18 protein-coding genes are annotated in these 24,343 nt (G+C 48.9%); 3 read left to right on the top strand and 15 right to left on the bottom strand.

The window, feature by feature from the left end; translation table 11 throughout:
• Nucleotides 1–254: 254 nt before the first annotated feature.
• The 8 genes from MKY92_RS04825 to MKY92_RS04790 all read right to left on the bottom strand — a co-directional run bounded on the left by MKY92_RS04825 (nt 255) and on the right by MKY92_RS04790 (nt 11,836).
• The gene (locus MKY92_RS04825) at nt 255–2,102 is read right to left on the bottom strand and encodes an IucA/IucC family protein (protein ID WP_339299437.1); all 1,848 of its coding nucleotides are present in this window, start codon (nt 2,100–2,102) and stop codon (nt 255–257) included.
• A complete protein-coding gene (locus tag MKY92_RS04820; protein WP_339299435.1) occupies nt 2,062–3,372 on the bottom strand; it encodes a type III PLP-dependent enzyme in 1,311 nt (436 codons plus the stop codon). The genes MKY92_RS04825 and MKY92_RS04820 overlap by 41 nt, the downstream gene beginning before the upstream one ends.
• On the bottom strand, nt 3,369–4,145 hold the full coding sequence (locus tag MKY92_RS04815; RefSeq protein WP_339299434.1) for an aldolase/citrate lyase family protein: 777 nt from the start codon (nt 4,143–4,145) through the stop codon (nt 3,369–3,371). The genes MKY92_RS04820 and MKY92_RS04815 overlap by 4 nt, the downstream gene beginning before the upstream one ends.
• Nucleotides 4,142–6,124 (bottom strand): IucA/IucC family protein, encoded by a 1,983-nt coding sequence (locus MKY92_RS04810; protein WP_339299433.1) that lies wholly within the window; start codon nt 6,122–6,124, stop codon nt 4,142–4,144. Before MKY92_RS04810 ends, MKY92_RS04815 begins: the two co-directional genes overlap by 4 nt.
• Nucleotides 6,099–7,886 carry an IucA/IucC family protein gene (locus MKY92_RS04805; RefSeq protein ID WP_339299432.1) on the bottom strand — a complete coding sequence of 596 codons (1,788 nt, stop codon included), beginning with the start codon at nt 7,884–7,886 and terminating at the stop codon, nt 6,099–6,101. The genes MKY92_RS04810 and MKY92_RS04805 overlap by 26 nt, the downstream gene beginning before the upstream one ends.
• Nucleotides 7,864–9,279 carry an MFS transporter gene (locus tag MKY92_RS04800; RefSeq protein WP_339299431.1) on the bottom strand — a complete coding sequence of 472 codons (1,416 nt, stop codon included), beginning with the start codon at nt 9,277–9,279 and terminating at the stop codon, nt 7,864–7,866. Before MKY92_RS04800 ends, MKY92_RS04805 begins: the two co-directional genes overlap by 23 nt.
• Nucleotides 9,280–9,290: 11 nt before the next feature.
• Nucleotides 9,291–10,646: a diaminobutyrate--2-oxoglutarate transaminase gene (locus MKY92_RS04795; protein ID WP_339299430.1), complete on the bottom strand. Its 1,356-nt coding sequence runs from the start codon at nt 10,644–10,646 to the stop codon at nt 9,291–9,293.
• Between the two features lie 167 nt (nt 10,647–10,813).
• Complete coding sequence (locus MKY92_RS04790) at nt 10,814–11,836, bottom strand: hypothetical protein (RefSeq protein WP_339299429.1); 1,023 nt, start codon at nt 11,834–11,836, stop codon at nt 10,814–10,816.
• A gap of 449 nt (nt 11,837–12,285) precedes the next feature.
• On the opposite strand from MKY92_RS04790, the gene MKY92_RS04785 reads away from it, so the two are divergent.
• Nucleotides 12,286–12,414, top strand: coding sequence for a hypothetical protein (locus tag MKY92_RS04785; RefSeq protein ID WP_339299428.1), 129 nt, complete (start codon nt 12,286–12,288; stop codon nt 12,412–12,414).
• A 54-nt stretch (nt 12,415–12,468) separates the two neighbouring features.
• On the opposite strand, the gene MKY92_RS04780 is transcribed toward MKY92_RS04785, so the two are convergent.
• From MKY92_RS04780 to MKY92_RS04765, 4 genes are all read right to left on the bottom strand, one after another.
• Nucleotides 12,469–13,290, bottom strand: a complete 822-nt coding sequence (locus MKY92_RS04780) for an ABC transporter ATP-binding protein (protein ID WP_339299426.1) — start codon at nt 13,288–13,290, stop codon at nt 12,469–12,471.
• 13 nt (nt 13,291–13,303) lie between these two features.
• Entirely contained in the window at nt 13,304–14,347 is a 1,044-nt protein-coding gene (locus MKY92_RS04775) for an iron ABC transporter permease (RefSeq protein WP_339299425.1), read from the bottom strand.
• Nucleotides 14,344–15,357 (bottom strand): iron ABC transporter permease, encoded by a 1,014-nt coding sequence (locus MKY92_RS04770; RefSeq protein ID WP_339299424.1) that lies wholly within the window; start codon nt 15,355–15,357, stop codon nt 14,344–14,346. The genes MKY92_RS04775 and MKY92_RS04770 overlap by 4 nt, the downstream gene beginning before the upstream one ends.
• A 97-nt stretch (nt 15,358–15,454) precedes the next feature.
• Nucleotides 15,455–16,468, bottom strand: a complete 1,014-nt coding sequence (locus MKY92_RS04765; protein WP_339299423.1) for an iron-siderophore ABC transporter substrate-binding protein — start codon at nt 16,466–16,468, stop codon at nt 15,455–15,457.
• A 424-nt stretch (nt 16,469–16,892) separates the two neighbouring features.
• On the opposite strand from MKY92_RS04765, the gene MKY92_RS04760 reads away from it, so the two are divergent.
• Nucleotides 16,893–17,474 (top strand): hypothetical protein, encoded by a 582-nt coding sequence (locus tag MKY92_RS04760; protein WP_076213307.1) that lies wholly within the window; start codon nt 16,893–16,895, stop codon nt 17,472–17,474.
• Between the two features lie 262 nt (nt 17,475–17,736).
• Nucleotides 17,737–19,509, top strand: coding sequence for an alpha-glycosidase (locus MKY92_RS04755; protein WP_339299422.1), 1,773 nt, complete (start codon nt 17,737–17,739; stop codon nt 19,507–19,509).
• A gap of 339 nt (nt 19,510–19,848) precedes the next feature.
• Here MKY92_RS04755 and MKY92_RS04750 read toward each other — a convergent pair whose 3' ends face one another.
• The 3 genes from MKY92_RS04750 to MKY92_RS04740 are packed head-to-tail and all read right to left on the bottom strand — an operon-like array spanning nt 19,849 to nt 24,016.
• A complete protein-coding gene (locus MKY92_RS04750; protein WP_339299421.1) occupies nt 19,849–21,228 on the bottom strand; it encodes a fatty acid--CoA ligase family protein in 1,380 nt (459 codons plus the stop codon).
• A complete protein-coding gene (locus MKY92_RS04745) occupies nt 21,222–22,640 on the bottom strand; it encodes a hypothetical protein (RefSeq protein WP_339299420.1) in 1,419 nt (472 codons plus the stop codon). The genes MKY92_RS04750 and MKY92_RS04745 overlap by 7 nt, the downstream gene beginning before the upstream one ends.
• On the bottom strand, nt 22,637–24,016 hold the full coding sequence (locus MKY92_RS04740) for an alpha/beta hydrolase-fold protein (protein WP_339299419.1): 1,380 nt from the start codon (nt 24,014–24,016) through the stop codon (nt 22,637–22,639). Before MKY92_RS04740 ends, MKY92_RS04745 begins: the two co-directional genes overlap by 4 nt.
• Nucleotides 24,017–24,343: the final 327 nt, after the last annotated feature.

Here is a 24,343-nt window from a genome sequence, read left to right as displayed (position 1 = left end):
TTTTTCCGAAAACCTTTTCGGTAATACACAAGTATGACTATAACACATAACCCGATTATACCATCAGTCTCTTTCCTGTACCTCCATTTCAGAAGATTTTTTAGCCAGATTAATGAACGTTTTATTCCCTTCTGACATTCGAACTCAATAACCACAAACCAAAAAGGCAACCCGTCTAACGGGTCACCTTCTATATCAATCCTTTAGCACGCCACTTCTTCTCTCTACACTCCTACACCAACCTTACTCTACTTCTATCCCTTGTAAAAAGGGTTCCACCCTATGCCTTTGCCCGATGGCATCGCGCCAGGCACCCCATCCGCTTCAAGCAGCGGACGGACAACTAACTTCACGGGCCACTCCCTGCTCTCGAATATCGCATGAGCGAGGGCGGCCCGATCAGATTCGGGAAGCTGCACATGTTGCAACGCTTCCTTCCAAGCCTGCTCCGTGATCTCCCATAACTTCGTTTCCGGGATGTGATACACCTCGCTCAATGCCTCCATGATCGCAGCCAGATTCACCTGCGTCCCCAGCGACTGCACATAGAAGATCAGCTTCTGAATTGTCTCGTTATACAGGCTGTTCGAGTAACCCGGCCGAATATGGTATGCAGGGTCTGCAATGCCATTCTTGTCCAGATAAGGCTGATGCAGACGCACCGAATCATGATCGCGGAACAATAGACCTTTTACCTTATTATTCCGTAACACCAGACAGCAGTTCTGACCATGAATCTCAGGCACAACGCCCACCTTGAACAGACGCATCACGATGTCATAAAACGTCGTAGCTATACTGGTATAGAAGTTGAGGACATCCGTGCTGCTCAGGTTATCCCCCAGAATCTCCGTCAATAGATGATGCCCATCCAGATTCACACCCAGTGCAGCCATTGGAATGACTTTGTAATCATCATCCAACAACTCAGAGGGATACACACGAATCTGTGCAGCCAGATGCCGGGGGTGATCATCGAACAGTCCCATGGATTCCGGCATGAAGCCCCACCAGTTCTGCTCTTCGCACATATACACCTTGTCCTTCAACGTCTCGTCACAGGCAATTGCCTGTCTTAACATCCGTTCTCCAGCAAGACCATTCAACAGTTTGACTACCGGAAGATAACGAGCAGCCCCCAGAGACAGCACACTAACCGGTAGCTTGAGCATTAGGGTGGATTCAGTTGATGGAGCCATCGAGCGCAGAGAGGATGTTGCCTGTACGTTGCCCACTTCTACATCCAATACGACAATGTTGCCCTCTTCAATCTCTCCCGTGAAGCGAGGCAGAATCACATGCTGCAATTGCCACGGATGAACAGGCATCGGCAGATATTTGTCCAACGTGATCCCTTTTTGGGCAAACTCGGCTTCCACTGCTCCGCGCTGAACATCGTCTAACACGTCCAAAATGGACAGTCCATCTCCACAACCTTGCTGCACGGCATCCAGCCGTATAGCCACCCAGCGCAGCGAAATCGCCTTCCCGAATTCAGCTGCATAGCGTGTTACATCTTCTGCTTTGAATCTCACTTTGGCTTTGGACGATGGGTGAAATGGACGATCCCGCAATGCCGCAACGCGCTCCCCCTTGATAAACCATTCATAAGCAGAAGCCGGGACGTTAGCGGACAGATACTGGACTTGTTCCCAGCCCAAAGCATACTGCTCCACAGCAATGTCCAGACTAGCAAGGAACTCCGCCACTCCGGGCTGCGCATAGGCCTCATCCGACAAAGCCTTCTGTAACACGGCACATCCAACCTCTGCCGGAGAATCAAGGAGAACCCAGCTTCCATCTGTTTTCTCCTCGTAGATCGGTGAACCCTGAACCCATTGAGTCCCCTGTCTTACTCCTGTTTCAACCAGACACAGCACGCCTTGAGTGTGCAATCTATAGCGAGAATCTACATTCTGATTGTGCTCTTCGCTGTCATATTCCTTGTACAATCGACGGAACGGTGCAGGTGCTGCGGCAAAATCAATGAATGGGTTATCCTCCAGTGGGAGTAATTGCTCCGACAAAAATGAATTCATCAGATCCGCCATAATCCGGCGTTCAGCAGCTTGCAGACTGGAACGTTTCATCAGTGTTGACATGATTATTGTCCTCCGTTAGATAATGGAATACCGGGTGCGGATGCCCCAGAAAATCATGATGCGAGATGGTCCAGCAATAAGCTCCAGACTTTTCAAACAAAACAATATCTCCCACGCGCAGCAGTGCTACCTCCGCAGCAGCATGCATGCGATCTTTGGGTGTGCATAGCTCACCTACGATATGGACTCGACGATCTCTTACCTCTGGACGGGCAAACGAGTGTTTCCAACGGTCCGTCTCCATAATTTGAAACGGATGGTTATGACCCCATGAAGCAGGCAGACGATTGTGATGCGTACCTCCCCTTAACACGGCAAAATACTGATCATGAGAAGTTTTGATATCCGTAACCTCTGCTGCGTAATACCCATGGTCTGCCACCAGCAGTCGACCCGATTCGAAATACAACTCTCCTCCACATGAGGCAAGGCGTTGTCTGGCTTCACTTTGTTCCAATAGGGCAGTGAATAAAGGCCAGTCAAATCCGGGGTTGCCATCATAGGTGACGCCGAATCCACCTCCTGCATTCACCACTTCCATAGGTAGATCATACTGCTGCTGCCACTGCTCCACCTTTTGCAAATACAGCTCGATCATCTCGGCATGCAGCCTGGCATCCATATTGTTGGACAAGGAATGGAAATGGAACCCGCTTAACCGAACCACACCCGCGCCTTCCACACGAATGAGTTCAATGGCTTCTTCCACTGCCTCTTCATCGATTCCAAAAGGACTCGGCCCACCGCCCATGACAATCTTCGTCCGAGGTAACGTACTGCTTCGCAGATTGATTCGGAGCAGAATGCGAACCTCCTGCGCTAGCTCCTGTTGTTTGTGTTTCGGCTCATTTTCTTGCTCATGTTCTTGATCCATCGCTCTCTCTTTCGCAATCCCAATGATGCGCCGCAGCTCCAGCAGACTCTCCACATGGATGTAACTCACGCCATGCTCAATCGCCAGCCTCAGTTCGCTCTCCTTTTTACCCGGACCACCAAACAGAATCGGAACCTCTCGACTTACAGCCCTTACCTTCAGCAGCTCTCCAATTGAAGCCACTTCAAAGCCCTTTACATATGGAAGCAACGCCTCAATGATTCGCGGATCAGGATTCGCCTTAATGGCGTAGAACAATTGTGTGTTCCCAGGCATGCTGCCCAACATCTGACGTACTTGTTCCTGAATGCCAGCCAGGTCGTAAACGTACGCACATACCGGTTCTTCCATCCCGCGTTGCAGTTCATCAATCGCATGCCATACACCAGGTTTCATATCTGCCCACCCGCATTCCTGTAGTCATTCCGTTTTTGGGCATACGCCCGAAACGCCGTATTCCGATCATCACCAAGCACGTATATATGTACTCCCCGCTCAACCCAGAGCGACATGTCATCCACGCCTCTCGTGACCGTTGCATAAGGTACTTCGCACTGTTGGGCAGTAGCATGCAATTCATGCAGTGCACGTCTCACATCCGAGTGCTCTGTCTGCCATGGCACACCGAGAGATTGCGACAGATCAGCCGCTCCTTCCAATACAAAACTCACCTGTGGGTGAGACAGAATCTGTGCACTTTGCCGCACGCCCTCCACACTTTCGATCATAGGGACAAGCATCACTTGTTCGTTCGCTTCTTCAATGTATCCGGTGAGCGGATATTTCCCGAATACACCAGGACGGCCACTATTCAAGCTGCGCATGCCAACCGGATGATAGTAGGCGTGACGAACCGCTACTTCCACTTGCTCCAGTTGCTCGACATGTGGAATGACAATGCCCTGTGCGCCACAGTCCAGCACTTTCAGAATCTCCGCTCGTTCCACTTTCGAGATCCGAACCAACGGGGTTAGGCCGACCAGTTCCGCAGCCCGAATTAACTCTTCTACCGATTCCATCGATGTTGCGGCATGTTCCAGATCAATAATGACAAAGTCATATTCTGCATGTCCGATCATCTCAATGATGACCGGGTGCGGGATCGATACAAAAAGGCCATAAACAGGCTGTTTGCGTGCAATCTTTTCCTTCAGCGTATTAATCCTCATTCGACGATTCCCTTTAATTCGGGTGTCCTCTTTGAATCAAGTACATCCTTTGATATCTTGAGCGGATTGCTCGCCTTGCGGAAATATAACTCCCCATCCCCATACAGACGGCGCTTGGTCATCTCTTCGATCAGTGCATCTTCGGCAAAAAGGTCAAATGCAGCGAATCGTGCTTCGTACTCCGGGTGCTGATTCTGATAATCTACAATTACACCTGCGCACAGCTGCCAGAAGGCTTCCTCCGACAGCCCGAACTTCTCCAAAGCCAGCGCGATATCCGTCATGCAGATAAAAAAGAACGCATCATACGTATAGTCACGGACTTCCGACACATCTCCTGCATAAATGAAGGAGTACCGATTGAACTTGCGATGAGTTTCCGGCTCGGGGTTCAGCTTCGGTGCCCGTTCCGGGTGCAACAGTTGATCCGGTACATAGCGAACACCATCATGCAGATCCTTGATAATCATTCGTTTCGGCAGATCGTCTTCCAGTACCAAAATGATATTCTGAGCATGTGATTCCAGCGCAATTCCGTGTGCATAGAGCAGATGGATAATCGGCAGTGTAACTGTGCGAACAAGGACCTCGCTCCACTTTTCCACACCATGTCGTTCTACAGCATCCTGGATAAACGGAACACCATCTGGCTGCACCAACATCAGCGCATTCAGCGGCCACGCCGTCTCGCCTTCCTTCAGATGAACCGATACATTCTCCCGCCAGATCGCACCGAGTGTGCCGTAGGCCCGTCCATACTGCGTTGCAGGCAACTGCTCATAACGGAACGATAGTCCCATGATTTCTTTCAAAATGCCAAACTGCGCCTGCTGCAACAGCTCATCATCACGAACGAGATTATCCAGCCAGTCGCTGATCAGCGGTGCGTTCTGGGTGGTATGCTGTGCCAGAATGCGTGTGCTCGACGTGTTGGTGATGCTGAGGGCCAGCTTGATGTAAGGGGCTTCCGGGTTCACCCGGTTCGACAGTGAACGGATCGACTGCTGCGCACGATAGGGCGAAGACGATGGACCAAGATACACGATGTCCCCATCCATCAGTTGACGGGCATATACCGACTCCAACTGATGCTCCCACTGCCACGGATGAACCGGAATAAACACATAGCGATCATCCGCGTCAGAACCTCTTATTTCCCCATCCACCTTGCTGCCTTTACCTCCAACGCTAGAGCCTATTAAGCTATCTTGAACAGCTGTTATTTCACCAACCTCGGCACTGCTCCCAAGCTGATCTGCACTCGCCGCATATGCGTTGACGTTCTCGCCCATGTCCGTAAGACCTTGTTGTTGCAGTATCTGTTGAAATCGCTGCATATCCTCTGCGGTCAGATGTTGCCCCACCAGTTTTTCAGAGCTATACCCCGCGGATACAGCGGTCTGAGCCAATTCTTTGTTCACAGCAACCCAGACTAATGAAACTTCCGTGTTAAATTCAGGGCCATAGGCCAGATTGTCTTTCAGAGAAAATCCCAGTCTCGACTTGTAACTCGGGTGGTACAGATGACCGTCGGTCATGTGACTTTCGAGCGCATCATAATACCGATCCTCCCTCGGAATGTTCATGTGCAATATCGCCCGGCACTGACTATCCTTTGCCATCGTTTCGAGAAGTTCCTGGATAAAAGCCGTCACATTTGCACCCTTCAACGAGTTCAGCACAATTTCCTCCAGAAACAGATCCAGATCGGTGCAAGGTATGCCTTCTCTTTGGATCGAACCCTTCTTCACCTTCACCCGGCCAAATGAAAACTTCCGTTCGGCTTCACACGTGTACGCCACAGGTTTCCCTGACGATGTAAGTCCTTCGGTTCGCCATTCGCTCCCACTTACCTGACTGTCCAGAATGCCTTCGAACCACATCGCCTCCAACGTCTGCCGCATGATCCGTTCCTGTACACCCACGTAGACTGCTTCTGTCCTGCCGCCTGCTTCAGCCCTGTATCCCACGACTCCCACGTACTTCACTCCCCATTCGTTTCATTACATTGCTCACCGGCACGTAGGCCGGGGTCTGGCTGATCCCTCTTAGACAACTCACCAAGTTTTGTTTGGCCAGAAAAGCATCCGTTGTCAGCAGATGTTGCACATATGCATTGCCCGTTCGTTCCAGTTCATCCACAAGTACCTCACGTACCTGCTTCCAGAAATGCTCCTCGGATACGTTCACATCTCGCGCCATTGCATGAATTAGAGAACCCAGATGATTAACGATAAAATAGTAAGAAGTCCGCGCCCAGGCTTTCTCTCGCGAATAAAATAATAAATCGGACGCAGCACGATCCTGCTCACTTATAAGTTCCTCATCCACACTGACCCCTTCCAGATCGCGGACGATAAAATCCACAGGCAACCCATCCTTTAAGGTCACAAGGGTATTCTGCAAATGGGCTTCAAAATGAATGCCTTTCTCACCCGCCGCCCGTACAATTGGCAGCAGAGAACATGCCAGATAACGATCCAGCCAACGCTCGGCAATGTCACGTCCACCACCCAGCATCGTCATCAACCTAGAACGCATCCCGGGAAGTGGTGCTTCAACCAGACTGGATAAGACATACGTATTCTCAACATCAAACTCAATGGGCCGATAAGCTATCGTAAACAGACTGGTTAACTCTTCATCTTCAAAAGTACAAGTCGCTACACCCGTCTCATACGCAATATGTGTGTTCGGTTCAGCACCGAAGCAGTCATGCTGCCTGACGTACTTGGAGGCATCCAGTGTTCTGCGCATCTGCTCAGCACTGTTGGTGCGAATCATGTTGGTGATCTGCATATTCAGTGACAGCTTGATATTGCAGTTCCATGCGGGAACATAAACCGTACGAACCGAAGAGGTTGGATAGACGGTAGGCCCCGTACTACCAAGCAGAATTAATTTTTCATCTCGAAGATAAGACTGTACCTCGGTCAACCGTGATATGTACGCATATTGCCATGGATGGACGGGCAGTAGCCCATACATTTCACTCTTTTCTTTTAAAACAGGCTCCACATGGCTCCGCAGGAGGTCATGCAAATCCATGGTTGCCTCGTCATCGGCCCATTCCTGTACATAGACATCCTGTCTCACGGCGATATAACAGAGTTGAAATGATGTCCGTAACTCCGGACTGTACTTCTGCACATCCTGCTCGCTGAAGCCTTTGGAGTTCTTCGGGAACGGGTGAAACGGATGACCATACAACAGTGACTGTTCAGATGTACAGTAGTCGTGGATGTCGAGACCAGCTGCTTGTTCGATATACAACGTAAGATTACCCACACTGTTATCTACCTTTTGTGCAAAATCTCTGGCATACGCAGCCTCTACGCGATTCGTATTCTCATCCAATGGATGTACAATATCCACCTCAAGTGAACGCTTCATTTCCATCACACTTTTCATCATTCCATGTTGATCCGCACTCGCTCCCTGTGCCCCATTCCCGCTTAGCTCAGATGTGATCCAGCGAACCAGGTCGCGATAATCCACCACTTTCCCGCCAGATTCCATACTGAGGTATTCATGCTCCCCCATGGCAGAATAATAAGACAAGCGCCCTGTCACCTTCACCCTACTAGCTTGAAAAGCAACAGTGTACGTCAGCATATTTGGACTGATCCAAATATCATTTTCCTTCTCTAACGCAAGCTCACGGATGTAACAGTTCAGCAGCAGCTTGCACGAATGTTCATGGGCCTGCTGCTCAGCCTCAGACCGGAGCTTGTTTTCCATCTCGAACAATGATGCCAACCTTCTTTCGGGTTATAAGTAAGACCAGGGGAAGTGTAAGCAGTATGGCGCAGCCAAGTCCGATACAGATCTCTTTGAGCACCCCCCATTTTGCCATCTCCAAGGACGTTCCTGCCCCGGCAAGCCATTGCCAACGCATATCGTAATACAGGGTCATGCCCATCACCGCAAACGAAGAAGCCAGACGCTCAATCGTGGTTGATAACACCGACCCTTCGTGCATGTCTTCGTCTGGTAATGCTTGCAGACCAATCGCAGAGATGCTCATGCCTGACAGACCAACGCCGACTCCCCGACAAGCCATGAGTATACCGATAATCCAGATCGATGCTCCCATCGGCAGAACTGCAAACGACAGGATCGATATGGACACCAACAATGTGCCCCATGCGATAAAATGTATGGACCGACCACGATCCAGCAAGCTGCCGCCAATCCACATGAATAGACTTGTACAGATCGACAAGGGAATAAACAATGCACCGGATAGGGCCGGTGACAGGTGGAAGACGTCCTGGAACAATAGTGGCAATGCAAATATCACGCCAAACATGACACAATCCTGAATCGTCGAGATCAGCACGGTCAGCGGAAATACAGCATTACGCCGCAGCAACTGGTATCGGATCAATGGTTCCTTGCGACCGTTCTCTGTCTGGATAAAACGAATGAGTAATACCACACCCAGTGCAATCAGCAGCCAAGGTACCCATACCACCACGACAGGACTCGCGTACAACTGTACCCCCAGACTAAGGGCACCTACCGCACAGATCAGCAGCATGACACTGGATGGATGCCATTTTTTCCTACGGGCAGGGATATAGGTCTGAATGACTCGACCGCACCCGATCAACGAGAATATAGCCAGTGGCACGTTAAGCCAGAACAACATTTCAAGCCGTCCATACTGAATGATGAAACCACCCAGTGTTGGTCCGGCAGCCGGAGCGAGCATAAGCAGCAAGCCCCACGCTCCGGTAATTCGCCCCCTTACCTCCGGTCCGTATACATCAAACAACAGCACAAGTGATAACGGAATCATCAGCCCCGCGGCAACCCCATGCATGAAACGAACCAGCAAGAGTACTTCAATAGAGTGATAAAACAACGCACCCGCCACCGAGAACAGTCCATAGATGCTGATGCCCAACATATACGTCTGCTTACGCCCCAGTCGGTCTACGATCAGGGAAGCCAGCGGCATTGTTAACGTCATAGCCAGCATGTATAAGGCAATGATCCATCCGCCTGCTGTCGTAGAGATCTGATAATATTGCACAAAATAAGGCAGCAGCAGGTTAAATGCACTGTTGGTCAGTACCAGCGAAAAGGCACCGATCAGAATCGCAAGTAATACTGCATGCCTCTTCATCAGGGAAAGCTTCACCATGCGGCTGTTGCTAAGGCAATCGCTTCAGCTACCGATTTCTCAAAGATCGCAAGGATTGCACCCGATTCTTGCTCTGTAATATTCAGCGGCGGCAGAAAACGAACAACAGCTGAATGACGCCCACCCAGTTCCACAATTACTCCATTCTTGAAACATTCACGCTGAATAGACTCAGCCAGCGCACCATTAGGCAGATAATGACCCAGACGATCCTTGCGTCCCATTGGATCAACTACCTCAACGCCAATCATCAGTCCTCTGCCTCGCACATCACCCATCTCTGCATACCGCTCTTTCATTACATTCAGTTGATTCATGAACTGCTCACTGCGTAGATGCACGTTGTTCAAAACATCCTGTTCCCGAATATAACGAAGTGTCGCAAGTCCCGCTGCCATGGCTAGTTGATTGCCACGGAACGTGCCTGTGTGTGCACCAGGTTGCCATTGATCAAACTCTTCCTTATAGATGACGACAGACATGGGCAGACTTCCGCCAACTGCTTTGGAGCAGATTATTACATCAGGTACAATCCCGGCATGTTCGAACGAAAACATTCGCCCTGTCCGTCCGATGCCTGTCTGCACTTCGTCGATGATAAGCGGAATGCTTCGCTCTGCCGTGATTCGGCGCAGCTCCCTCAGCCATTCGATATCTGCCGGAATGGCTCCACCTTCACCCTGCACCGTCTCCACAATGACCCCACACGGTGCCGCAATACCGCTCTCGCAATCATCGAGCAAGTTCTCGATATACTGTGCGCTCAACCGGGCCGTCATGCCTTCACCAACACCAAATGGGCAGCGGTATTCATAAGGAAACGGCAGGAAATGAACATCGGGTAGCAAGCTTTGCAGATGTTGTTTCTTGCTCAGGTTGCCACTCATCGACATGGTCGCTTGGGTTGAACCGTGATAACCTCCCTGAAAGGCAAGAATAGACTTGCCACCTGTAGCATGTTTGACCAGCTTAATGGCTGCTTCTACTGCATCGGCCCCCGTTGGACCACAGAACTGGATTTTGGCTTTATCTCGCATCTCTGCCGGAAGAATGGAGAACAGTTCTTGCATATATTCAAGCTTCAGCGGTGTTGCCAAATCCAGTGTATGAAGCGGAATCTGCTGATCCAGAACATCGCGAATGGCATTGACCACCGTGTCATGGTTATGCCCCAGTGCCAATGTTCCTGCACCAGCCAGGCAGTCGTAGAATACGCGGCCTTCCGTATCGGTAATCTTCACCCCATGGGCCTTGTTAATGACAAGTGGGAAATGTCTGGGGTACGATCTTGCATTGGACTCCTTCTCATTTTGCATCTTCAGATATTCCGTCTGCACCTCTACTGACATAGCCTTCTAACGCTCCTTATCATCGATTCAGGCTTAACTGCTGCCTGTGATTTCTTGTTCTGCATTTTGCATATCGCATGGTATTGATTCAAAATCAGGCAAGGCCCGAATTATAAATAAGGGTATCTGTTATCTGATATCCGTTATATATTGTCATCTATCCGTTGTTATAAGTTATATGACTTATATTCAAGTTGTTCCTGACACAAGTATTCCAGGTATAACCGAACCACATCACGAGTTGTCCCCCCATGGGGAAACACGTGGTGTGTCAGATCTGGCAAGGCGTTCACTTCCAGAATGCCCCCTTCTTCTCTGGAGATCAGCGTGCGGATATCACGACAACGAACATCAACCCCTGCTACATCAATCTGAAGAGTTTGGGCCGCCTGAACGATCATTCGCGCATTCACGGGATGAATGATCTCGGTACAATCCTTGTAGAATTCACTGATTTTTCCGGCGGCTGAGTTACGGAGATCATATAGCTCGATTTCTTCACCAGCGGCAGGAACTTCATCCAGGCTTGTGCCTTGTGCATGTAATACCTCCAACAATCGTTCCGTTTCTGCATCCACCTGGGGAAACGCTTCATACTCGCCAATGGACGTCATCTCGATTCGATCCTGATTCAACTGCTCGATTAATGCCCGAACGGTTGAAGTTCCGTCTCCCTCGACATAAACAGGTCGATACTGGTTCACAGCCGCCACTTCACCGTTAATGATCAGCACTCTGTAATCGATCCCGGTCACATATTGCTGTAACATAATGCTGCTGCCGTGGACACTCGCAAGATGAATGGCTGTCTCCAGTTCTTCTTCAGTACGCACATCCAGCGTCACGCCCATGCTGCTGCTCGCATCCAGCGGTTTCACTACAATGGAGCCGTATCTATTCAGAAAAGCTACTGCGTCGCTTCCCATCTCCGGGATCACGATAAACGATGGTACAGGCATTCCCTGTTCATGCAATAACATATTACATGCCTGCTTGTTCTTGGCGAGCAGTCCAGCGATTAACGGCAGACGATGAGATCTGGTTTTGTTAATGATGATCTCTTTGTCCCCTACAGACAGCTTCAGAAAATCTTCGCATCCCTCAAGAAGCGGCTCACAGGTAATGCCCATTTCTCTCGCTTTGCTTATAATGAGTCGGTTTTGCAGATTATGAATCCCTTTCGGAAACACTGAAAATCCTCCTCGATCGAATGAAGGTACTCGCTCCTATATAAGTTGAATTAAAGATTATTTACACCGACGCTACAATGACAGAACAACCTTCCAATCGCTGTTATCCCCAGATTTTTTGAATCCTTTTACAAAGGGGAAAATTTCGGGGATAGCGTATGCTTTCGATGCCAGCTTTCTTTCAGAAAGCTTGTAGGCGCAGAGTATGCTTTCGATGCAGTTTTCTTGCAGAAAGCTTGTAGCTCCGCTTTTTCAGGTTTTTTCTGTCCTCTCCGTTGCATGTAAATGATTAATTCAACTTATATTGCTCCTACGTTCATCAATATTTATTGTAGTATGATATTGATAATGATTATCAATATCATATAAAATCTATTTTATGGCAATTCGATCTTTGTTGTCAATAATAAACTTTTAAGGAAAAATAAGATTGATTTCAGGCTAGATTTATGCAGGTGTGGTTTTGTTACATCGAAGAACAGGTACAACAAGCTGCAAGCTCTGGATTGTATGAAACCAAGAGCTTGCCTGTTCCTGTTATCTTCATTAAACGCAGAAGTGTTGACGAGGTGGGTTGAAAAAAATAGCGATATCGCTTGAATCATCATTCGTCGAATCATTTATTGAAGTAATCAAGCCAACTGAGTGTAACGCTGCTCCCCATTCAGCCTCCTCCCTCTTCCATGTGGGATGCAGGTTGGTGTGCCAAACAGTGGATCAACCGCAATCTCACACTCCATCTGGAAGACCTTACGGACCATCTCCTGCGTAATGATGTCTTCCGGTTTACCTTCCGCGTAGATGGACTTGTTGTGAACAGCCACAATGTGATGCGCATACCGACATGCCAGATTCAGATCATGAAGTACCATGACAATCGTGCGTCCTTCCCGTTCGTTCAACTCAAACAGCAGATCAAGGATATCAATCTGATGTGTCATATCCAGATAGGTTGTAGGTTCATCCAGCAGCAGCGTTTCGGTGCCCTGCGCAAGTGTCATGGCAATCCAGGCACGCTGACGCTGTCCACCGGACAGTGCATCCACAGGCCGATCCGCGAGTTCTGTCAGATGTGTGGACTCCAGTGCCAGCTTGACCATACGCTCATCCTCTCGTGACCATTGCTTCAGCCACGTTTGATGTGGATAACGTCCTTGCTTCACCAGTTGGTTCACCGTCAGGCCCTCCGGAGCGGTGGGACCTTGCGGCAGGATGGACATGCGTCTTGAAATTTCCTTGGTCGGCAGCTTTGCAATCTCTTCGCCATCCAGCAGCACCGAACCGGAGCTGGATTTCAGCAACCGGGCCATCGTACGCAGCAGCGTAGATTTACCACAGCCGTTGCTGCCAATCAGGACGGTAATCTGTCCCTTGGGAATGGTCAGGTTCAAATTTTCAATAATGGGATCTGCTCCATAGGAGATCGTAAGCTCCTTGGCTTCCAGAATACTCACAGCTCTCTCCTCCTCAAAACTGATTTCGATTCTTGAACAACAAATACAGGAAAAATGGTGCACCTACGCCTGCGGTGAATACCCCTGCGGGAACATCTAACGGTAGAAAAGCTGTACGGGCAATCAGATCTGCCACAAATACAAGCAGAGCACCCACCAGTCCAGACACAATCAGCATACTGCCAAACATCCGTCCAACCAGCTTTCGGGCAATATGTGGAGCGATCAGGCCAACAAATCCAATGGTTCCGGCTACTGCAACGGCAATTCCCGCCAGCAATACACTACATAACAACAACGCCGAACGATGCCGTTGAACGGTAACACCCAATCCCGTAGCCAGATCATCTCCGAACTCCTGTGCATTCAGGCTGCGAGCGAACCAGATCGCCAGCGGTACAACGATCACGATAACCGGTAAAATCGTTTGGACATCGGTCCACGATGCTCCGTATACACTTCCTGTCAGCCAGATATAAGCTTGACCTGCCGTGTAGAACGGACTCAGGATCAGCATAAAGGTCGTCCCGGCCCCGGTAATGGCCGATACTCCAATCCCGATCAGCACCAGACGGATCGGACTGACTCCCTTTTTCCAGGCAAGCATGTAGATGATCAAAGCCGTCACAATTGCGCCAGCGATGGCGAACAATGGCAACAACTTGATACTTACCACTCCACCCAGCAACGTAACAAAACCTACAGCTGCAACGGCCGCGCCGCCGGTGATGCCGATGACATCCGGTGAGGCCAGCGGATTACGGATAATGCCTTGCAGAAGTGCGCCTGACATACCGAGGGCTGCTCCTACGAGCAGAGATAATAACACCCGTGGCAGTCTTAAGGTCAGCACGACGAAGTCATGCTCTCCTGCATTCAGACCAAATATCGTTCTGAGCACATCCAGCGGAGAGATAAAGTCACTGCCCACACTGGTACCAACAACCCCTGCCACCAGGAACAGGAGGATACACATGCCGATGACAACCAGTGATTTTCGTTCCATTTGCACCGAGATGGTGTCTTTTTTGTTGCGGAAAGTCAACAGCTTCCTCATATCTTCGTCACCCCCTTACGGGCAATGTACACGAAGAAGGGTCCGCCAATCAGTGCAGTCATGACACCAAGTGGAACTTCCTGCGGCATAATCACCAGCCTTGCCACCACATCCGCAGACAACAGCAGAATCGCTCCCCCTACAATAGAGTAAGGAACGAGCCAGCGGTAATCGTTGCCTACAAGTGCACGCATGATATGTGGGACAACCAGACCAACGAGCCCGATCGAACCGGCTACGGCAACCGAACCACCCGCCAGCAACACCGTAACAATTCCCATGAGCACCTTAATCAGAATTACATTCTGTCCCATGCCTTTGGCGATATCATCACCCGTCAAGAGCAGATTGATGGCTCTGCCCATGAACAGAGAGACAATGGCTGCGGCTGTCATGTACGGCAGAACAGGATATAACATATCCAACGTCCGACCACTTACTGAACCGGCAAGCCAGAACAGTACATCCTGCAATCCGGTTCCATCCAGCACCAGAATGGCCTGTGTGAACGAGGCAAACAATGCTGAGATAGCCGTACCCGCCAGTACAATTTTGATCGGTGTCAGGCCATCACGACCGAGGGAACCTAGCCCATATACAATTGCCGCCGCAACGGCAGCTCCGGCAAAACCAAACCACATCATGGTAGTGAGCGAAGATACGGACAATACCACAATAGCAATGACAATAAAAAAGATCGCACCTGCATTGATCCCGAATACACTTGGTGATGCCAGCGGGTTACGTGTCAATGCCTGCATCAGCCCACCCGCCACCGCCAAACTTGCTCCTACAACAGCAGCAATAACTGTACGTGGCAACCGTTCCGTCAGCAGAACCACATGTTCCACAGAACTCTCGTCATAGAAATGCAGTGCTTCCCATGCCATCTGAAACGTGATATGTGTACGTCCCAGAATCATACTGGCTAGGCAAGCAAGTAGAAGTAATATGAATAAACCAGCCAGTCCATAGATCTTGGCACTTGCCTTTGTAAAAAGGGGAAACATACTCTCACTCTTTCATCTGTAAAATGATAAAAGACCTGCCTGCCCATACACTTCGTTAACGAATGTCCTGGTGCATGGCAGGTCCTGCTCCTGTTAGTTAGTTCAGGTTGAACTGCTTATATAGATCGTCCAGCATCATGTTGGCCGATGTGTATCCACCTGCCATGTTCCAGGCCACTTCATCGACCTGAACCAGTTGGTTGTTCTTGACTGCATCAAGGTTTTTCCACAGTGGACTGCTGGTCCAATCATCATAATTTTTCTGAATGGCATCGGTTTCTGTGCCTGAATTGAAGTTAAAGATCATGTCTGCATTCATCTCCGGAATGTTCTCTTTGGAAGTCAATTCTACTCCCCATGTATCTGCATCATGTCCAGCAGGTCTGGTGAATCCAAGCTCGTTCAGAATTTTACCTGCATAACCCATGTAGAAAATACGAACCTGATCGGCCCTAAAGTTCGTAATGGTTGCTTCAATCGGCAGACGGTCACCCATTTTCTCTTTGAAATCTGCTACACGGCCATCCCAATCAGACAACAATTTATCCGATTGCTCAACCATATTCATCGCTTCCCCAACAGTTTTCACCGTTTCTTTCCAGTCAAAAAGCGTCTCCGTCACTACCGTTGGTGCGATCTGCGACAGTTGCTCATAGATCTCTTCATGTCTGATCTTCGTAGCAATAATCAAGTCGGGTTTCAACTTGTTGATCTCTTCTAGATTGGGCTGCGATTCCTGTCCTACTTGTGGAACTCCGTCCAGATCTGCTCTCAGATATTCATATACCGGCTGCTGAACCCATGATTCCACCACGCCTGTCGGTTTCACGCCAAGTGCAACAACGACATCATTCGCACCCTGGAACAGTGTCACGATCTTTTGCGGGGTTCCCTTGATTGTGGTTTCGCCCATGGCATGTTTGATCACTCGGGTCTGATCTTCAGTCGCACTGGCGGTTGTATCACTTTCATTATTGCTCTCATTGCTGCTTGCAGCTTGGCTGGACGTATTCGTTGTCTCGGCACTTCCACCCGAAGCACAACCAGCAAGTAGTGAAATCATCAGAATAAGTGCTGCATAAATGTATAACTTTTTCTTTACTTTATACATGAAATCCGTCTCCCCTTTTTTATCTAAATGATATTGAATCTCATTATCAATTGTATTGTAATGGAGATGAAATCATTATACAAGCATTTTATTTGGAAAAACTTCTCACTCCCTGTCGAACTCTTCAACTTCATAAAACAACATTAAATAAAGATATATTAACCCAACCAATACAATATATATGAATACAATACGCCTCCACATAAACCATATATGTATTTTTTTCTCTATAACTTAACATGCACATTTCTCTTCTTCCTTGTAGCTTCATCTAATACATGTCCTTTTGGATAGTGAATCATTATTCATTCATATGCGTTTAACTGATGAATCAACTGTAAAACAATTCCTGTAATTTCTTGTCGTACTATGTTAGATTATCCATTGGAATAAAATCACATCTATAGATAGGGGAATTTTTAACGTGAAAAAATCTTGGATTTTATCATTTATTATGAGTTTTGTATTGCTCGGCGGGGTGTTCGCACCTGCAGGGTCCTATGCCGCTGCTGCGGATGACTCAACCACTACATATTCGGAAGACGAATACTATGAAGAAGTTGACACGTCAGAACAAGAACCGATTCCTACAGTCGAAGAAGAAGATTTCCTCAACTACCTGGATGCATTGACTGATCCTGCCGTATACGAGAAGAAAGCCTTGAATGCAGTGGGTGGCAGCACGTACATCACATCTTCCAATCGCAAATCCTTCTATCTGAAACTAAATAATACAGCCATCCCTAACTACACCAAGTATGTCTCCATGCTGAAACAGATCAAACCTGAGAACGCTGAACTGAAAAAAATCCATGCCAAACTGATCAAAGGCAGCTACGCTCAGCTTGAAGGATATCAATTGTTCAAAAAGTCTGTTGCCAAAACGAAAGTAAACAGCAAGCTGCTTAAACAAGGTAATGACAAGATTGCATTAGGAATCAAAAGCATTCAACAATACCATGCTGAAATCAGAGCCTACGGCGAAAAACTCGGCTACCAAATGTAAAACAGCCACACATGTATAACGTCAGACTGTACTATTCTGGCGTTCACGTGTGAATGGAATCATCGTTTTATCCTTTTTAAGAATTTTTGAAATTCAAGGAAAAAAAGTGTTTTCTTTTGCTGAGTTAGTTCGTATAATAGCACTATAATCAAAAGGCTATGCTGCCGAAAGGTACAACCTCGTGAACAATTGAGGTTGTGCCTTTTTTGCGTTTAATGGCCGCTTTTATCTGAATTTCATCATCTGACGAGGAGTGATTTACATGATTCTTGAAGCCATTTACCACCGCCCCAAACTCAATTGGTCTTATGCTTATGACCGCTCGACTATGCACCTCCGACTTCGGTCCAAACGTGGGGATCTGGATGCGGTGATTGCCATTACCGGTGACAAATATGCCTGGGATCGGACGATCACACATATCCCTATGCACATCTTTGCCCGGGATGAAATGTTCGATTATTGGGAAGCCGAGACTTCACCTCCCTATCGCAGATTGCGGTATGGATTCCAACTGATTCAGGGAGAGGAATCGGTCTGGATGACGGAGCGCGGATTCGAGCAGGCGCTGCCTGATCATCCACTTGAATTCTTTGATTTTCCATTTATGAATCCAGTCGACATTTTTGAACCGCCTGCCTGGGTTAAGGACGCTGTGTTTTATCAGATTTTCCCTGAACGTTATGCCAATGGCGATCCATCCATCAGCCCCAAAAATGCAGAACCCTGGGGAGGAGAACCTACACCGGTGAACTTCTTCGGCGGTGATCTCCAAGGTGTGCTGGATCATCTGGATCATATAAGTCAGCTTGGCATCAATGCCATCTACTTCTGTCCGCTGTTCGAGGCCACGACGAATCACAAATACAATACAGGCGATTACATGAAAGTTGATCCTCACTTCGGAACCAATGAACAGTTCAAGGCGTTCGTGGACGCCTGTCATCAGCGCGGCATACGTGTCGTTCTGGATGCAGTATTCAATCATTCCGGCAGAGAGTTCCCTCCTTTTGTCGATGTCATGAAGAATGGAGCCTCTTCCCCCTACGCAGACTGGTTCTATATCAAGGACTGGCCGCCACGTGTGGAGGATGGCATACCGACTTATGACACTTTTGCCTTTGAACCGCTTATGCCGAAGCTAAATACAGAACACCCTGAGGTGAAGGCATATCTGCTGGAGGTAGGACGTTTCTGGATTGAAGAGATGGACATTGACGGCTGGAGGCTCGATGTAGCCAACGAGGTGGATCATCAGTTCTGGCGCGAATTCCGTCAGACGGTAAAAGCCATCAAGCCTGACGCCTATCTGCTCGGTGAGATCTGGCATGATTCGCTCATGTGGCTTCAGGGAGACCAGTTCGATGCCGTGATGAATTATCCGTTTACCAACTCGGTGTTGGACTACACGGTGCATGGCAAGCTCGATGGACTTGGATTCGCCAATGAGATCGGCAAACTGCTTGCAGCCTATTCACAGCCTGTAACGGAAGCCGCCTTCAATCTGCTTGGAAGTCATGATACACCCAGACTGCTGTCCTTGTGTGATGGAGATGAGCGCAAGATGAAGCTTGCCGTTACGTTACTACTAACGTATCCAGGTGTACCATGTATCTATTATGGAGACGAAGTGGGACTTGATGGCGGATATGATCCGGGTTGCCGCAAGTGTATGGAGTGGGATGAGACCAAGCAGAACCGCGGGCTTCTGGAATTCTTCACCCGTACGATTGCCCTGCGCAAACAGCACCCTGCCCTGCGCAGCACGGAACTGAAGATTGTATATGCAAAAGCCGGAGATCCCTGTCTTGCCATTGAACGATTGGATTCGAATTCGGGCGAGCGTATGCTTCTTGTGCTGAATGCGGGTGATGAGCCGTGTACCCTTGAACTCCCTTTGGCAGATCGTAACGTCTGGCGAAATCTGTTCACATCAAACACCGTGGAAGCTCGGCAAAATAAACTGACCCTCGATCTGGAAGCATACGGATTCTCCTTACTGCAAATGGAGGCCAAACAACCCGCGAAAGCCTGATATGAATACGGCTAACAAGGGAAAATAACTTCAAAGAGGCTGTCCCCTAGGTCATATTGACGACCGGGGAACAGCCTCTCCTGCATCTTATACGTCATATCCCAACGAACCCAGCACACGTTATTTTCTTCATTATACGCGGGTTAAATGCATAACGAATCAGAGAGACCTTATTGCGTCCAATAAGTCGATTTTCGCAAGCAGAAGCCGTATTTTTGACGCAATAACGTTACTGAGATTCGTTAGGTTTTACTTTTCTTGATTACCCCCTCAATACGATGTTTGAGGTTCGTTAGCGCTAGCGATTCAATTGAGATAAGACTCATTGATGGCAGCGACCTATTTCCCAGCCGAGGCGAAGGGTATCGAAGTCATCGGTTTTCGTATTTTCTTCATTCTTGAACTTACGAGGGCTTCCTGTGTAATTACGATTTTCTGCGGAATCTTGTATGAAGGCAGCTTGTCCTGACAATATTCCCAGATGGATCGCCGCAGATCGGTGAGAGTACATTCTGTAGCCAGCCGGATCGTCACCTTCACCCTCTGACCCGTGATACCACTCTGTTCTCCCGAAACTACGGCCGCTTCAATACATTCCATCTCTTCCAGAACACCCTCAACTTCGGCAGGATACACTTTCCGTCCCCCTACATTAATGATCTCGGAACGACGCCCTAGAATACGAATGTACCCCTGCTCCAGCACAGCTTCATCACCTGTTCGCAGCCACCCATCCTCTGTAAAGGGTGATGGAGCATTCAGATATCCAATCATCGCAGTTTCCGTATGAATCTGCAATTCTCCTTCCACCACCCGGTACTTGACCCCCTCGTCTTGAATGGAAAACAGCAACGAGCCTGGCTCTTTGGAGCGGGTTGGCAGAATGCCAAGTTCAGACATACCATAGGCTTGTATCGTCCTTAGTTGTGGAAATCTCCGGTTCCAGGCTGCCAGTACGGATTCAGGCATCACTTCCGATCCGTATGACACAACTTCAAGACTGGATAGATCATACCCCTCATCATTTCTACCCAGCAGCAACAGATTCATGAATGTTGGAGAGACCGGAAGAGCCTGCACACGAAACTTCTCAATCGTTCGGCACACTTCTTCGGGAGATCGATCCGCAATGATACACAGGCAGCCCCCACTGGACAGGGATTGCAGCATGGTATTCACACCACCGATATGATCAAACATCATGAATGGAATCGTTCGGAAAGGCCGAACTTGCCGCCGAAAACCATGTAACAGCCGATCTGCACGATGCACAGTCGCTTTACTCACTCCGGTTGATCCGGATGAAAAGAGTACCAATCCCCCTACGCCATCCTGTGCCAGCGAGGATAACAATACAGGAACCTCTCCAGATAATTCACACGTTTGCCGAATGCACAACTGGCCATCCTCAATGCCCAAACGCCATCTCACCTGTGCCAGCTGGATATATTCCTGTCGTTTGGCTTCAACCAGGTACCGATCCATGGGAAGCACGATACACCCTTGTCCGAGCAAAGCAACCAATGCTGCCGCTGCATAGGGGGAATAGTCTTCCTCCAGCGTTACAAGTTGCCCAGTCAGCCCTTCTGCTGTAATCCACTTACTCATGATGCCAACCTGTTCCAGCAGCCACCGATAGCTGTACTCCTGATCTTTCCAGATCAGTGCAGGATGCTCTCCCTGTTCCGCAAATCGTTCAAGCAAGAATTGGTTCACCATTGTGCATCCTCCTCGCGGTCAGGCGCCCATTGCTGTGCGAGATAATCAACAAGTGAACCTACAGTCTGATATGGGCTTTCCGGCATGGAAGCAGCAGCCATCTCGGCCAGTGCGGCTCCCATCCCCGTCCCCCATCGATCTTCGATTCCCTGCTCTACCACTGCAAGTAATGACACGAGTTCCAGCGAATCCAGTTGCCCACTTCGTCCATACAGTGGAGCGTTACCACCCTCACCAAGTGGAATCGATGTATTATGGTACGCGTTTAACTCCCGGCAACTATCCAATACGATACGGAGCAAATCCTCCCTGTGTTCTTGTCCAATCATCGACACAGCCTGACGTGGGAAGCAATCTGCCTGAGGTATGGACTGTCGAAGTGACTCATACCAGTGCCATTCATCGGTAACCAACATTTTAATTACACCTGTTAGCTGTACTTTCCACTGCTCACGCTGTTTTATTTGACTGACCTGAAGCATATTGTAGGCCTTCTCCCAACGTACGATAATTTCGCTAAATTCTCTTGCATATCGATCAAGGGGAGAACCGAGCCATAAGGCCGACTCTTGAAGCAAATCCCTGAGAAAATATCGGCTCCACCGCATATCAAACAGCAGACCGGATATCAGCATTTCATTGTCCTGCTCCCCTTCACTCGCCTCATGCAGTGCATGTAACAGTTGCAGCGATACCGCATGTCCAAAATAATAATTGCGCTCTCCTTGCGTAATCGTCCTGCCTGTCAGAAATTCTTCAATCTGTGTTGTCAGCGCCTGGGTCAACATCTCGCGATAACCCGCCGAGTCCAGTTTCACAGTCGCCCGAATGTCCATGGTGCCATACGTTCGAAGTTCTTCTTTGCGCTTGGCCTGAGCAAGCTCGGGTATACTTTGGTTACCTTTCCAGAAGTCATGAAAGGCCCTTTGAGCAACCTTTCCATAATACTTGGAGGGAACGGGATCATAGACGTGGACATGCTCATCTTCCATACCATATAAGGCAATCCAATGGTCTACCAGATGCAGTCGCGAGCCTTGCTTCACGTGTTTGCGAATGTACTCGGGATTCTGATAATCTTCACAATAAGGCAGGTGATAACTGGTTCCTGTAGCCAAAAAAAGCTCACCTTCGCTGATATGCTGCCGGATCAGCATCTTCCCCTCTTCGAAGCTTCCCAGCTCCCGCTGTCCATACATCTTCCAGATCGGTTCTACATAATCCAGTTTGTGAAAATAAGGCTTCACCAGTCCCTTATCCCCGCAGGAAGGAAGGCTGTACAACCGACTTGCCGCCAGCAGTGCCAGACTTGTGATGGATCCTTGTCGATGGAGCACTTCATGAATCAGAGGGAAATTGCAGGGATAATAATAGGGAATGTCCAGCACCGGAGCGAATGAGTGAATGATCATTTTTGGCCTCCTGTTCCCATTTTGGCAGACGTACTGCCCCATGACTGGATTTGGTAATGCACAGACATATCATCTGTTGCTCGAAATACCCGATTGGCAATAGATTTGCCATCCACATCGGTCTCGAAACGACGGAAACCGCGAGTAAATCGGAAGGAGAAACCACTATCTCGCGGGACTCGGTAACTACCTTCATATCGACCTTTACCAGAACGAACAAGTTTCATGCCCATGCCACCATATATCGTTTCCTCGGAGTCTTCCTCGGGAGCTACCTCTGCACGAACGCAGACCTCCACATGAGTGGACAATTCTGGAATGACAGAGTAGATGCGTGTAACAGACAGTTCCCCCACAGTCAGCGTGATGAATGCACTTCCAATACCGACCGGAATTAACGCTCCACTCGTATGCACCTGAAGTATATTCGGGTCACTCGAAGTATAATTCCCATGCAGCAGACTCTGAATCAACCCACTCTCATATTGAATCTGTGCATTGATACACACGGTCATTCCACCCTGTAGTCCGATGACATCCCTTCCAAGCAGTTTGAGCGAAGAGGGCTTACCCACGTGGCCGAACATGTATATTAACGGGAGATGAACACGCGCTCCCCAGTCACCTTCCTGATGACAGGCACCCTGCTGTTCCAGAAATGCCAATTCCTCACCCGATCTGACTCCCCGTTCAAGTAATTGATGAGCTACCCTTCTGACCTGGGAAGGAAGAAACAGACCTTCCGTATCTCCAATATCCATCCACATTCGAACGGCAGGTACTTCCTCTGGCAGACGGTACATGTTTTCTTCCAACAGTCCGCTATCCGATGTTTCGTCCAGCTGCACATCCACATAGAATGGTGACATCATGATCAGTTTTCCGAAAACATCCGGATTTCGCATCCCCATGTGCAATGTACAAAGCGCCGCGGCAGATGAACCTAACAGCCCGGTATTATGCTTGTCCGGCAACGTCCGATAACGATGATCAATGATCGGCTTGAGCTCATGAATGATGAAATGTTCATAGTCGATGCCTGAGCACCCCACACTCACGGCCTCTCTCTCAGGAGCGATGAAGTGGTAGAATTCGTTGTGCGTGACTGGACGAACATGCGTAATGCCGACAATAATCAGTGATTCAATCTGCCCGGAGGCAATAAGACCGTCTGCTGCCTGGTCCATATTCCATGTTTCATTGCATGGCCCGGATGGACCAAAAGCCCGCTGCCCCGCATGAACGTACAAAACCGGATAATGCCGAGCTGTCTGCTCATGGTAACCGGGCGGGAGGTACACATAAATGTTGCGGATATTGCCCAGCTGCGACGCCTGAATGTCTTCCAAACATTCGATGACAGAATGGGTACTCAACGATCATCAACCGCCTCTCTTCTCCCGATTCGACTGCATAATACAAACAACCCCGCCTCAGAAGAGACGGGGTTGTCCCAGAACACACGTAAGTGTCCCGGGATACATAGCCCTTATATTGTGAATCTGCGAATAGTTTAAATCCCCAGACATGCTTTTGTAAACATAAAAATAGAAAATAAATGCTCTCAAAAAAGTTATTGACATAAGATCCATTATTTCTTACGATAGCGTTGTGATCATAACTCGAGGGCCATGCTTTTAAACCAGAGCGGTTTAGGACAACCCCGGTAACTCCCGAAGGAGATGCCGGGGTTGTTGGCGTGT

Source organism: Paenibacillus sp. FSL R5-0623 (assembly GCF_037974265.1).
Lineage (GTDB): Bacteria > Bacillota > Bacilli > Paenibacillales > Paenibacillaceae > Paenibacillus.
This window is presented reverse-complemented; position numbering and strand designations above follow the sequence as displayed.

Bases quoted from the DNA above. Each gene is read 5' to 3' on its own strand.
- MKY92_RS04785 (WP_339299428.1), top strand. From the start codon at position 12,286: ATGCAGGTGTGGTTTTGTTACATCGAAGAACAGGTACAACAAGCTGCA.
- MKY92_RS04795 (WP_339299430.1), bottom strand. From the start codon at position 10,646: ATGTCAGTAGAGGTGCAGACGGAATATCTGAAGATGCAAAATGAGAAG.
- MKY92_RS04745 (WP_339299420.1), bottom strand. From the start codon at position 22,640: ATGATCATTCACTCATTCGCTCCGGTGCTGGACATTCCCTATTATTAT.
- MKY92_RS04775 (WP_339299425.1), bottom strand. From the start codon at position 14,347: ATGAGGAAGCTGTTGACTTTCCGCAACAAAAAAGACACCATCTCGGTG.
- MKY92_RS04755 (WP_339299422.1), top strand. From the start codon at position 17,737: ATGATTCTTGAAGCCATTTACCACCGCCCCAAACTCAATTGGTCTTAT.
- MKY92_RS04820 (WP_339299435.1), bottom strand. From the start codon at position 3,372: ATGAAACCTGGTGTATGGCATGCGATTGATGAACTGCAACGCGGGATG.
- MKY92_RS04770 (WP_339299424.1), bottom strand. From the start codon at position 15,357: ATGTTTCCCCTTTTTACAAAGGCAAGTGCCAAGATCTATGGACTGGCT.
- MKY92_RS04815 (WP_339299434.1), bottom strand. From the start codon at position 4,145: ATGAGGATTAATACGCTGAAGGAAAAGATTGCACGCAAACAGCCTGTT.
- MKY92_RS04800 (WP_339299431.1), bottom strand. From the start codon at position 9,279: ATGAAGAGGCATGCAGTATTACTTGCGATTCTGATCGGTGCCTTTTCG.
- MKY92_RS04750 (WP_339299421.1), bottom strand. From the start codon at position 21,228: ATGGTGAACCAATTCTTGCTTGAACGATTTGCGGAACAGGGAGAGCAT.
- MKY92_RS04765 (WP_339299423.1), bottom strand. From the start codon at position 16,468: ATGTATAAAGTAAAGAAAAAGTTATACATTTATGCAGCACTTATTCTG.
- MKY92_RS04805 (WP_339299432.1), bottom strand. From the start codon at position 7,886: ATGGAAAACAAGCTCCGGTCTGAGGCTGAGCAGCAGGCCCATGAACAT.
- MKY92_RS04825 (WP_339299437.1), bottom strand. From the start codon at position 2,102: ATGTCAACACTGATGAAACGTTCCAGTCTGCAAGCTGCTGAACGCCGG.